This window comes from Bradyrhizobium sp. (genome assembly GCF_049581145.1).
GTDB lineage: Bacteria > Pseudomonadota > Alphaproteobacteria > Rhizobiales > Xanthobacteraceae > Bradyrhizobium.
The window spans coordinates 1-10855 of sequence record NZ_JBAURI010000196.1 but is presented as its reverse complement, the minus strand read 5'-3'; the positions used below and the strand labels follow the sequence as shown (position 1 = coordinate 10855).

At 62.6% G+C, this 10855-nt stretch carries 12 protein-coding genes; 6 read left to right on the top strand and 6 right to left on the bottom strand.

Annotation, left to right across the window (positions count from 1 at the left end):
- Positions 1-1048: MFS transporter (locus WCB02_RS06540; RefSeq protein WP_423957020.1), on the bottom strand; the 1048-nt coding region annotated here is incomplete at its 3' end.
- A 5-nt stretch (positions 1049-1053) separates the two neighbouring features.
- Complete coding sequence (locus WCB02_RS06535) at positions 1054-1812, bottom strand: hypothetical protein (protein WP_423957019.1); 759 nt, start codon at positions 1810-1812, stop codon at positions 1054-1056.
- A gap of 64 nt (positions 1813-1876) precedes the next feature.
- On the opposite strand from WCB02_RS06535, the gene WCB02_RS06530 reads away from it, so the two are divergent.
- From WCB02_RS06530 to WCB02_RS06520, 3 genes are all read left to right on the top strand, one after another.
- Entirely contained in the window at positions 1877-2917 is a 1041-nt protein-coding gene (locus WCB02_RS06530) for a GlxA family transcriptional regulator (protein ID WP_423957018.1), read from the top strand.
- A gap of 315 nt (positions 2918-3232) precedes the next feature.
- Complete coding sequence (locus WCB02_RS06525; RefSeq protein WP_423957017.1) at positions 3233-3526, top strand: hypothetical protein; 294 nt, start codon at positions 3233-3235, stop codon at positions 3524-3526.
- A 180-nt stretch (positions 3527-3706) separates the two neighbouring features.
- Positions 3707-4063: a phasin gene (locus tag WCB02_RS06520; RefSeq protein WP_423957021.1), complete on the top strand. Its 357-nt coding sequence runs from the start codon at positions 3707-3709 to the stop codon at positions 4061-4063.
- 182 nt (positions 4064-4245) lie between these two features.
- Here WCB02_RS06520 and WCB02_RS06515 read toward each other — a convergent pair whose 3' ends face one another.
- The 3 genes from WCB02_RS06515 to WCB02_RS06505 all read right to left on the bottom strand — a co-directional run bounded on the left by WCB02_RS06515 (position 4246) and on the right by WCB02_RS06505 (position 5974).
- On the bottom strand, positions 4246-4563 hold the full coding sequence (locus WCB02_RS06515; protein WP_423957016.1) for a c-type cytochrome: 318 nt from the start codon (positions 4561-4563) through the stop codon (positions 4246-4248).
- A 302-nt stretch (positions 4564-4865) separates the two neighbouring features.
- Positions 4866-5696, bottom strand: coding sequence for an alpha/beta hydrolase (locus tag WCB02_RS06510; RefSeq protein WP_423957015.1), 831 nt, complete (start codon positions 5694-5696; stop codon positions 4866-4868).
- Between the two features lie 110 nt (positions 5697-5806).
- Positions 5807-5974: a hypothetical protein gene (locus WCB02_RS06505; RefSeq protein WP_423957014.1), complete on the bottom strand. Its 168-nt coding sequence runs from the start codon at positions 5972-5974 to the stop codon at positions 5807-5809.
- 559 nt (positions 5975-6533) lie between these two features.
- On the opposite strand from WCB02_RS06505, the gene WCB02_RS06500 reads away from it, so the two are divergent.
- Complete coding sequence (locus tag WCB02_RS06500) at positions 6534-7697, top strand: OpgC domain-containing protein (protein ID WP_423957013.1); 1164 nt, start codon at positions 6534-6536, stop codon at positions 7695-7697.
- Between the two features lie 24 nt (positions 7698-7721).
- On the opposite strand, the gene WCB02_RS06495 is transcribed toward WCB02_RS06500, so the two are convergent.
- Positions 7722-7982 (bottom strand): hypothetical protein, encoded by a 261-nt coding sequence (locus tag WCB02_RS06495; RefSeq protein ID WP_423957012.1) that lies wholly within the window; start codon positions 7980-7982, stop codon positions 7722-7724.
- A gap of 300 nt (positions 7983-8282) precedes the next feature.
- Here WCB02_RS06495 and rocF point away from each other — a divergent pair, with 300 nt between their 5' ends.
- The gene (rocF, locus tag WCB02_RS06490; RefSeq protein ID WP_423957011.1) at positions 8283-9245 is read left to right on the top strand and encodes an arginase; all 963 of its coding nucleotides are present in this window, start codon (positions 8283-8285) and stop codon (positions 9243-9245) included.
- Between the two features lie 87 nt (positions 9246-9332).
- Positions 9333-10855 (top strand): HAD-IC family P-type ATPase (locus WCB02_RS06485; RefSeq protein WP_423957010.1); only part of this gene is annotated, 1523 nt, incomplete at its 3' end.

Below are 10855 nucleotides of genomic sequence, written 5' to 3'. Positions count from 1 at the left end.
GCTCCGCGGTGTAGAGACGCTTGGTGCATTTGAGCACCAGTGGGACGGTGCCCCCTGCAACCAGACCGAGTGCCGCAAAGACGATGCCGACATAGAGCAGCCCCGCCGCGTGCGCCAATGGCGGCAGGAGCATCGCGATCAGCAGCATCCGCAGCAGGCAGATGCCGATCAACGCGTTGTCGAGCGCGGTTCCCGCACGGTCGGCGGCGTGGCCCAAAAAGATCGAGCCTGCGGCGTTGCCGACCATGAAGGCGAGCAGGGGTGTGCCCGCCGCCGACGGCGATATGTTGAAAAAATGTGCCACCATCGGGATGCCCCATACGCCGGACAGCGTCGTCACGACGGCGAAGTGCGACGCGAAGCTCATCGCGCAGCCCCAGTTCGAGAGTTGCGCAAGCGCCCGCCAGCTCGCCCAGAGAACGCTTTTCAGCGTCTTGTTGCTGTGCGCGGCCGGCGCGGGTTTGAGCGTCAGCGACGCAAAGCCCAGGTTGGCAGCTCCGACGCAGGCGATGAGGATGAAGCAGGCGCGCCAGCCGAAGCCGCCGACGGCCGCGGCGAGCGGTGTCGTGGCAACGACACCGCCGATATAGCCCGACACCTGCGAGATGCCCGACATGACTCCGAACCGCTCGTCGGCGAAACTCTGCGCCACCAGTTTCAGCAGCGCCGTAAACACCAGAGCATCGCCGCAGGCGACGACAAGCCGCGCGACAAAGACGTCGAACAGGTTCGGCGCCAGCGCGAATGCGGCGCTGCCAATCGAGGACGCCACCATGCTGGCAAGCACGACGCGCTTGACGCCGTAGCGGTCGACCAGAAGGCCGGCCGGGATCTGCATCAGGGTGTAACCCCAGAAGTAACTCGAGGCGAGCATCGCGACGCCGGCGGCGTCGGTCTTGAAATCCGCCATGAAGCTCAAGCCGACGGATTGCGGTGACACGCGCTGCAGGAATGCGATCGCATAGGCGACCGCCACCGTCGCCCAGGCCAGATAGGCCCGATCACTGACACGGCGAGTGGGTGCGAAGGTGGCTTGCTGGCCGGGCATCGACATCACGCCGTCGCATAGCCCACGGAAAACAGCGCATCCGCCGAATCCGGAATCAGACGGGACATCGCCGCGTCGACCAGCGACGCCGTGCCGCGATAGGCTTGTGGGTGATGCTTGATGTGACCGTAGGCGCCGCGCATGATCATGCCAGGCACTTCGAGCTGCTTGCCCGGGTAGAGCGAGGCGCACATCTCGATGCAGGCTGCCTGCAATGCGGGATCGCGGCGCTCGACGAGCAGGGAGGGCACGACCTTCTCGCAGATCTTGGCGTTTGCCGCCCACACGATCGGGTTGCGGGTCCGCCAGCCGTAGAGGATGCCGGCTTCGCCCCGACCGGGAACCGAGCGTTTCAGGATTTCGGAGGTGAAGAAACCGTAGAGGCCGCGGCCCTGATAGGCTGGAAGTACCTCGGTGCCGCTACGGTAGATGGCAAGTGATCCTGCAACCCGGAGCATCCGATAGACCGAAAACGCGGCAAGCTCAGACCCGTCGTAAACCAGGATCACGCCGTATTTGCCGTCGAATGGAGAGGACGTCGTGGTCCAATGCGGTTCGGTCGCCTTCCAGTTGACGGCGATGATGCGGTTCATCGCATCCATCAAGGGCTGCCGGCCGTTTTCGCTGATGCATGATGCATCCGGAAAGCTGAAGGTCGTGTAGCCGGCCCATGACGATGCAAAGGCGTCGTCGTCGCGGGCACCTTGGGAGTGACCTTGGGGCTGAGCTTTGGCTTGAGCCTGGCTGCCTGGATTTCGCAACATGAGCAGAACTCCAACTTTCCAGCTCGAGCTATACAGGTGGCCCTCCGATGGCTTAAAGGACAATATGCCCTCGAAATCTGCCAAGTTCGCCGTCAAATCATCTGCCAAATCCCGACGGCACGAACCGAGCGAAAAGACGCCCTCAAGGCGGGTGGCGATTCTCGCCTTTCCGGGAGTAACGCTGCTCGATATCTCGGGACCGGCCCAGGTGTTCGCCGAACTGGAGGCCATCGAATTGCCGGCGCCGGGCTATGCGTTATCCTATGTTTCAGTCACTGGCGGACTGGTCCCGACCGATGTCGGGATGATGATCGATACCTCGCCGATCGCGAGCGTGCGGCCGCAGCAGGTCGATACGCTCATAGTGCCCGGTGGCCCCGGCATATGGGAGCTGCGGCACGACGCGGTGCTGATGAAGTGGATCGCACAAACGCTGCCGAAGGCGCGGCGGATCGCCTCGGTGTGTCTCGGAGCCTTTGTGCTGGCCTGGACCGGTGTTCTGGATGGCAAGCGCGCGGTGACGCATTGGCGGTTCTGTCCACGATTGCAGGACAGCTTCCCCAAGATCCGGGTCGAGCCGAATGCGATCTTCGTCCAGGATGGACGCGTGTGGTCCTCCGCGGGCGTCAGCGCCGGCATCGACCTGGCGCTGGCGATGATCGAGCAGGATTTCGGCCACACCATCGCGCTCGACGTCGCGCGACGGCTTGTGGTGTTTCTCAAACGCCCTGGCGGTCAAAGCCAGTTTTCCACGGTGCTCGCGGCGCAAGCCTCCGATGCCGAGGGGCGCTTCAGCGCATTGCATGCCTGGATCATCGAGAACATCGCCAGCGATCTCAGGGTGGAAACGCTGGCGGAGCGGGCCGGAATGACGCTGCGAACGTTTGCCCGCACTTACGTCAATCGCACCGGAATGACCCCGGCCAACGGCGTCGAGGCGCTGCGTGTGGAGACCGCGAGGCTGCTGCTCGAAAGCAGGCGTATCGGCGGCGTGGTCGAGGTCGCCAAACGCGCCGGCTTTGGTGACGACGAACGGATGCGACGGGCGTTCCTCAGGCATCTCGGCGTGACACCGTCCGAGTATCGACGGCGTTTTTCGGGATGAGGCCAGCAAGCTTGACCCATTCAATCAAGCAGGGCGTGATCAGACGATCCGCCGCTGCACACTCAGGTGCGGACGCAAACAATCCATGATTGTGGCCGGTGCCGGCTCTCGAAAGCGCCAGGTCAAAGCCCTGTTCATGCTGGCGCGGCTCATCTTCCGCCTCTGCGTCGCCGCCGAGGCGGCGCGTAGTTAACTGTCCCCTGCAGGTTGTGGCGGAATCCGGTGCGAGAATCGTTGATCGACCTAAGTACCCGGTAAATTTGGCCGGTTACTTTGTCGATAGTTCGTTTTGAATCTTGGTCGTCGGGGCAGCCAATGCCGAACGTCGTGAAATTCCGGATGCGGGCGGCGGACGCGCAAGCTCCCGCTCCGCATGGTCAGGCGGCCTATGCCGTAGCTCCGGAACTCGCGTCCCGCTTCGCTGAGCTGCAATCAAGGACCAAGCGCGACATTCGCAACGCGATCCTGTTGCTGGATCTTGCCGCGCAGCATGCGCGCGAGATCGCGATGAAGATGAGCGATCCCGAGGTGAGGAACGTCTTCGACGAACATATCGCCTCGATCGAAAGCCTGCTTCAGATTGCCCGCGAAAGGGCGCTCGACCTTTAGGCCGCGACCGGTCTTCCTGATTTAGCTTTTTTGCGAGCCGAATGCGGAAGCACCCCCAAGCCAGCGGCGTCGAATATCATCTCACCGACGAGGTCCTGATCGTCCCGAAAACGGATCTGAATTGCATGACGCCGCTCGGCAAGTGTGCTACCGCTATTCCGTACCGGGAGGATATTGATCATGGCTGAACCTAAACTTGAAGTCCCTGCCGAACTGCGGGAATTGGCCGAAAAGAGCATCGAGCAAGCGGAAAAGGCGTTCGGAATGTTCTTCGATGCAGCGAGCAAGTCCGTCACCTCGATTCCAGGCCCGGGATCCGATATCTCCAAGCAGGCGTTGTCGTTCACCGAGCAGAACATGAAGGCGGCATTCGAACATGCGCGAAAGCTCGTGCACGCCAGCGACCTCCAGGAAGCGATGCGGATTCAGTCCGAGTTCTTGCGAAGCCAGTTTACCACTGCCGGGGAGCACATGAGACAGATCTCCGGCCAGGTCATGTCCGCAGCGAAAGACGTGGCGAAAGCCCCCAAACCCTGAAATTCTGCCTTCGCAGCTGCAAAAAAAGCTTGCGCGCGCTCTCGCGGGGTATTTCAATCGTCCGGCAGGTCCATGATGGGCCACCGGGTCAACTCGCCCGCCGTCCGTCATCCTTTCTGCTGATCCCTGTCGGCCAAACCGGCAGGGATTTGCATTTGGACCGCCGCTCCGGTTTGAGCTGCCTATTTGCGCAGCGAACTGACATAGGCCGCGATGTCCGCGGCCTCGGTTCGGCTCAGCAGGAAATTCGGCATCTTCGGGTGGGGATCGAGCAGGAAGAAAGCCACCTTTTCCGGTGTAAAGTCTGATTTGCTGGCAATCGCGGCGAATGACGGAACGTCGGCATCGGCCTGCTTCTGGTTGCTGTCTACGAGATGGCAGGAACTGCACCAGCGCTTGGCGAGATCACTGCCGTGACTGGCGTCGGCTGCCATTGCCGGTACTTCGCCGAGCCCCGCTGCGACAATCACGGCAAGAATGTGTCTCAAGCGTGTTTGCATCCGATGCTCCTTTTTGACTTCCTGCGATCCACGCTTTTCGCAGATGCCGACTGCCGGCCGTTGATCCCTGTCAAAACGACATCGGCGGCTCACCGCGATGCCGTTGCTGGCCGATCGGCCGAGGGCCGCTTTTGGGGAGCCGCGCTCAACCGCAACAGGAGCCCGGGAAATGCGAAGGGTCGATGACGACGGATTTCAGCAGCTTCCAACATCCCGATGATCAGACGGCGAGCCGCATTGATCCGTCTCATGAAGCTGCCGTCGCCGGATGATGGGCAAGGCGTTCTCGCAGGCGCCTGATGTCAGTAGTCGCCGGGGTTGGTGACTGCGGGTTGGTCCGTATCGACCGATGCGAGGTCGCTGCTTGCGTTGGCGCCGAGGAACTTGTCGAGCGTTGCCTGGATTTTTTCCTTCACGGACTGAGGTCCGCGGTCGCTGAGATCCGTATGCTGTGCGCCGGTGTTGATGATGTCGATGCCCTCCGCCTTGGCTTGCGCGGGCGTTGGCAGCACACCCGGATCGGTCTTGAAGTGTGGATCCTTGGAACGGAATGACAGGATCTTCAACCTGTTGCTGAGCACGAACGGCACGCGCAGATTGTCCAGCGTGATCACCTTCGACACCAGCTCCGGATGGTGCATGGCGACGTACATCGAAACATCGCCGCCGTTGGAATGTCCCACCAGCGTCAGATGATCATAGTCGGCGTTCGGCTGCAGCTTTTGCAGCTCGCCGAGCACGAAGAGGATGTTGGATTCGCAGCGTTCATAGATTCCGCGCCGGCCGACATAGGGCAGGCCGACCTTGGTCATCAAAGGCGGATCGCTGGGGAGGTCTTGCTGGATGCTCGCCACCAGATAGCCCCGCGCAGCCAGAACGTTGGCGAGGAAGGAATACTCGGTGTTCCTGACGGTGTTGCCGTTGCTGATGATGGCGACCGGGAGCTTCCAGAGGCCGTTGTCGGCCTTCATTTCGTAATCGCGCCGCACGGCAAGGTCGACCGAGACCGGCCGCTGCCGCACCTTGTCAAACAGATTCAGTGTTTCATGCCGAATCGCCCATTTGCTGATGGTGAAATATTCGGCGCCCACCAGCACACAAAGGCAGGCGAGGATTGCAATTGCCCTCTTCATGGTTTCCAACCCCGATCACTTCTGACTCAAGACATGGTGTTGGAACGCCTATCATGCGATGTGGGATTGTCGCTCCTGAGATTAAATTTCGGCAAACCGGCGAGCTGGGCTCAGGGTGATCCGGCCGACGCCGATCTTGCTGCCCGTAATGCCGCGTCGATTTTGGACTGGACGCGTCGTGCGGCGAGCGCCACCAGCCCCGTTTGCGTCTTGCCCGTCTTGATCTTGTCGCCGATTGCAAACCGCCATTCCCAGATGTCTGGTTCGGCGGTCGCCACGACGTTGTATTCTACGCCCTTATGAATCACCACAAAGCTTCCCTGTTCCCGAAAGCCTGCGAGAACAACATTTCCCAAGCTCAATCAATCCGGGCAAGTACGGTTAATTTCTCGTTTTGGTATGTAAATTGTGCGGCTATGCGCAAATTATATGCAGGAAAGAGGGCGGCTGCAGTCTTGCCGAAGCAATCACCCGATGAGGGCGGTCTAAGCCTTTAGGTATCATATTACCATATGACCGCGGTCGGACTCCATCCCTTGCCTCGATCGTCTCCGCGGTGACGCGAGTGCGAAACAGCGGCTGTTAGAACGTGAGCACGCTTCTTGCGCCAGATCAAAACCGGCCCTGACAGTCGCTGCTTCTTCGCAACAACGACGGCACCGAAAACCACGATGAGCCGGGCTTTTCCGCCCCGCGCAGAGTTGCGGGACCGGCGAAAGTGTCCGTCAATGGGGCCGGCAGGGGGTTGCAGCAGCGCTCTCGGCGGTGACGTACAGACAGTCGCGCACGAATCTGCAAAATGGCAAACGCGTCGGGTATGTCTGAAGGATCGAAGTCATGATGGCGGCCGTCTCCGATCCTGCGCTGGAGACGACTGGACGTCCCGCCATCCATGCCGGCGAGCACCACCGCGATCTGCGGCTGGATGCCTGCCGCGGACTGGCGCTGTGGTTCATCTTCATCGATCACGTTCCCGATAATTCGCTAAGCTGGCTGACGCTCCGCAATTACGGCTTCAGCGACACCAGCGAGATGTTCGTTTTTATCTCCGGCTATACCTGCATGCTCGCCTACGGCGGGGCGCTCCCGACGCAGGGCTGGCTGACGACGGCGGTGCGTGCGTTGCGGCGCGGCTGGGAAATCTATGCCGCGTTCCTGGTGCTGCTGATTGCCTATTTTGCACTGGTCTGGATCGTTGGCGGCGGCCAGCGCTATCTCGACGAAACCAACACGGGTTTCTTTTTCCACGATCCCGGCGCGACGATCGTCCACGTTGCGGCATTGCAATTTGCGCCGGTCAATACCGACATATTGCTGACGTTCGCGTTGCTGCATCTCAGTTTTCCCCTGCTGCTCTGGCTGATGACCCGAAGCGCCACGGCGACGCTGGCCTTGTCGTTTCTGCTTTATCTGATGGTGCAGATCTTCAGCTGGCATGTGCCGGCGTGGCCGAGCGGGGAACTGTATTTCAATCCGTTTGCCTGGCAGTTCCTGTTTGTGATCGGCTGCTGGTACGCCTATGAAGGCACCGACCGGCTGCGCCCGATCCTGCGGTCACGTACGCTGCTGGCGCTGGCGATCGCCTGTCTCGCATTCAGCCTCATCGTCGCCTTGAGCTGGCAGTTCAAGGCGCTCGGTGGACTGATCCCGGAACGGGTGACGAGTTTGATCTACCCGATCTACAAGAGTCACCTCGCCCCGGTGCGGCTGGCGCATTTCCTCTCGCTCGCCTTCGTGGTTTCGCGCCTGACGCCGCCGGAGTGGCATGGTCCGGTCAGGCCGCTGATGATAGCGCTGATCAGGTGCGGCGAAAACTCGCTGTCGATCTACTGCATCGGCGTTTTGCTGGCGTTTCTCGCTCACGTCTGCATCGTCGAGGTTTCCGGTGGCTTTGCCATGCAACTCGCCCTCAGCAGCGCCGGGATCGCCATCATGGTGGGGGCCGCAAACCTCCTGACCTGGGAATCCCGGCATGATCGCCGCGGTCCGAAGCTATTCTGACAGAGTGGGTGGATCTCGCGCACGCTAGCGCCGCCGCGCGACCGCGATCCCCAGCAAAAATGCCACGAACAGACTTGCCAGCGGCGCCTCGCGCGTCACGGCGGCAACAGTCGCGAGCGGCTGGCCCGGCCGTCTCGCGTTCTCGATCGCCCCGCCGAGCCGGTCAATCGCCGCGCGCAGTGCGCTGGTGACTTCGGCGATCGAGCGGGACAGGTCGGTCGCGCCATCAAGCGCGCCCGCAGCCATACCGGGTGGTGGGATCGGTTCGGGCTTTTCGACATTCACTTGGCATACCCCTTGGGTTTCGGCGGTAGACCGCGTCGCCTACCGGAAAGAGAAGCAATGAAGCCGCCGCCTTTGGCTATCCGCGCGTGCGCGTGTTTTGTACAGCGGGTCGGGCGACCTTTGGCTATCTGCGGCAGGCGCCGTTTTGAACGGCGGGCGACGGCTTCACCGCAGGCAATGCCCCTCAGCGAAATTTGTTCCGCCAAGCCCCGGGGTTTGGCGGGGCCGGCGAACGCGGCGACAGAATCTCTGTTACCGTGGCCGCAGAGCCGTCCTGTCCATGGGTTGATGATGACCGAGATGCCGAACAAAGATCCGACGAAATGCGTCGCGCTGCTCGGTGCGCCCATTGACATGGGCGCCTCGCAGCGCGGCACGCTGATGGGGCCCGCGGCCCTGCGCACGGCCGGTTTGCAGACCTTGCTCGAGGGCTTGGGAGTCGATGTCGCGGACCATGGCGATGTTTCGGTCGGCGACATGGTCGACGTCACCGATGCGGCGCCTGAAAATGCCAGGCATTATCGCGACATCCAGCGCTGGACCCGCGCGCTCAGCCGACGCGGTTATGAAGTTGCTCGCTCGGGCGCGATCCCGATCTTTCTTGGCGGCGATCATTCGCTGTCGATGGGCTCGGTCAACGCCATGGCGCGCCATTGGCAGGAGATCGGCCGCGAGCTCTTCGTTCTCTGGCTCGACGCGCATGCGGACTACAACACGCCGGCGACCACGATCTCGGCCAACATGCACGGGATGGCCGCAGCGTTCCTGTGCGGCGAGGCCGGCCTTGATGGCCTTTTGGGCGAGCAGCCGCGCGTCTCGATTGAACCGGATCGGCTGGAGCTGTTCGGGACGCGCTCGATCGACAGGCTGGAAAAGGAGCTGCTGCGCGATCGCCGCGTCAGCGTTGCCGATATGCGGCAGATTGACGAGTTCGGTGTCGGCGTGTTGATCCGTCGCATCATCGACAAGGTGCGCGCCCATGACGGTGTGCTGCACGTCAGTTTTGACGTCGATTTTCTCGACCCCGGCATTGCGCCCGGCGTCGGGACCACGGTGCCGGGCGGCGCGACCTATCGGGAGGCACACCTGATCATGGAGATGCTGCACGATTCCGGCCTGGTGCGGTCCGTGGATATCGTGGAGCTGAACCCGTTCCTGGACGAGCGTGGCCGCACTGCGCGGATGGCGGTCGAATTGGTCGGCAGTCTGTTCGGCCAGCAGATCACCGATCGGCCGACGCCGAGCAATGCGATCACGCCATGATCTCTGGTACGGAAAGCCGTTGTCCACCCATCGGGTCGTGGCCCGAGGGCATGCCTTTCCGGAAAATGCACTAAGGCTTCGCCAGAAATGCATGACGATGTCGACTTGCCCGCAGGGGCATCGCCGGACTGGCACACCGGCCTGTCGAGCGAGGAAGCGCAGCGGCGGCTGTCACGGTTCGGTTCGAACGTCACTGCCGATGTCGACCGCAGCGCGTGGCGGGTGCTGCTGTCGAAGTTCGCCGCCCCGGTGCCGTGCTTGCTCGAAGCGGCGATCGTGCTGCAATTGATTCTCGGCGAATATATCGAGGCGTCGATCATCGGCGTGCTTCTCGTGTTCAATGCCGTGCTCGGCTTCCTGCAGGAGGGCCGGGCGCAGGCGACGTTGTCGGCCTTGAAGCTGCGCCTCGCCCTGAACGCGTCCGTGCTCAGGGACGGACGATGGAAGATCGTTCCCGCTGCCGAGCTGGTTCCCGGTGATGTCGTCAAGCTCACGCTCGGCAGCGTGGTCGCAGCCGATGTGCGGCTCGCACAGGGAGCCGTTCTGCTCGACCAGTCGATGCTGACGGGAGAATCGCTCCCGGTCGAAGCCGGTCCCGGATATGAGGCCTATGCCGGCGGGCTGGTGCGGCGGGGCGAAGCCGTCGGCGACGTGCTGGCGACAGGCGCAAACACAAGATTCGGACGCACTGCCGAACTTGTCCGCACGGCGCATGTCACGAGCTCGCAGCAAAAGGCTGTTCTGCGGGTGGTTTTGTACCTGGCAGGGATCAACGGCACACTCGCGGTCTTGTTGATCGTGTTTGCCGTATTGATTCACATGCCGCTGCACGAACTGATCCCGCTGGGTCTGATCGCGCTGCTTGCCTCGGTGCCCGTCGCCTTGCCGGCGACGTTCACGCTGGCGACCGCGATCGGCGCCCAGGCGCTGGGCCGCCATGGCGTGTTGCCGACGCGGCTCTCCGCGGTCGACGAAGCCGCCACGATGAACGTGCTCTGCGTCGACAAGACCGGCACGCTGACGCGCAACGAACTGGCTGTTAGCCTGGTTGCGATGTTGGGGAGCGACTCCGAAGCCGAAGTCCTGATGTGGGCGCGGCTGGCCAGTTCCGACGGCGGCCTCGATCCGGTTGACGCCGCCATTCGCAACGCGGTGGCGGAGAGGCCAGTCGAGCCTACGCGCCTGCCGAAACTGAGTGCCTATGTCCCCTTCGATCCCACCACCAAGATGGCGGAAGCGACCGTGATTGCTGCGGACGGTTCAGTCCGGCGGGTCGTGAAAGGCGCGGTCGCCTATGTCGCCGCCATCGCCGAACCATGCGCTGTCGCCGCGGCAAAAGCCTCCGAGCTGGAGGCGCGGGGTTATCGCGTGCTCGGCGTCGCCGAGGGGAAGCCGGGGGCGTTGCGGCTCGCCGGCCTGATCGCGCTCAGCGATCTGCCGCGGCCCGAGGCCGCGGCGTGCATCGCCAGCCTGCAGGACAAGGGCGTTCGGGTCGTGATGGTGACCGGCGATTCGCCGGTCACGGCGGCCGCGGTGGCGAGGGCGATCGGACTTGCCGGAGCGGTCTGTCCGCCCGGACCGGTGCCGGAACGGCTCCGACCTGACGACTT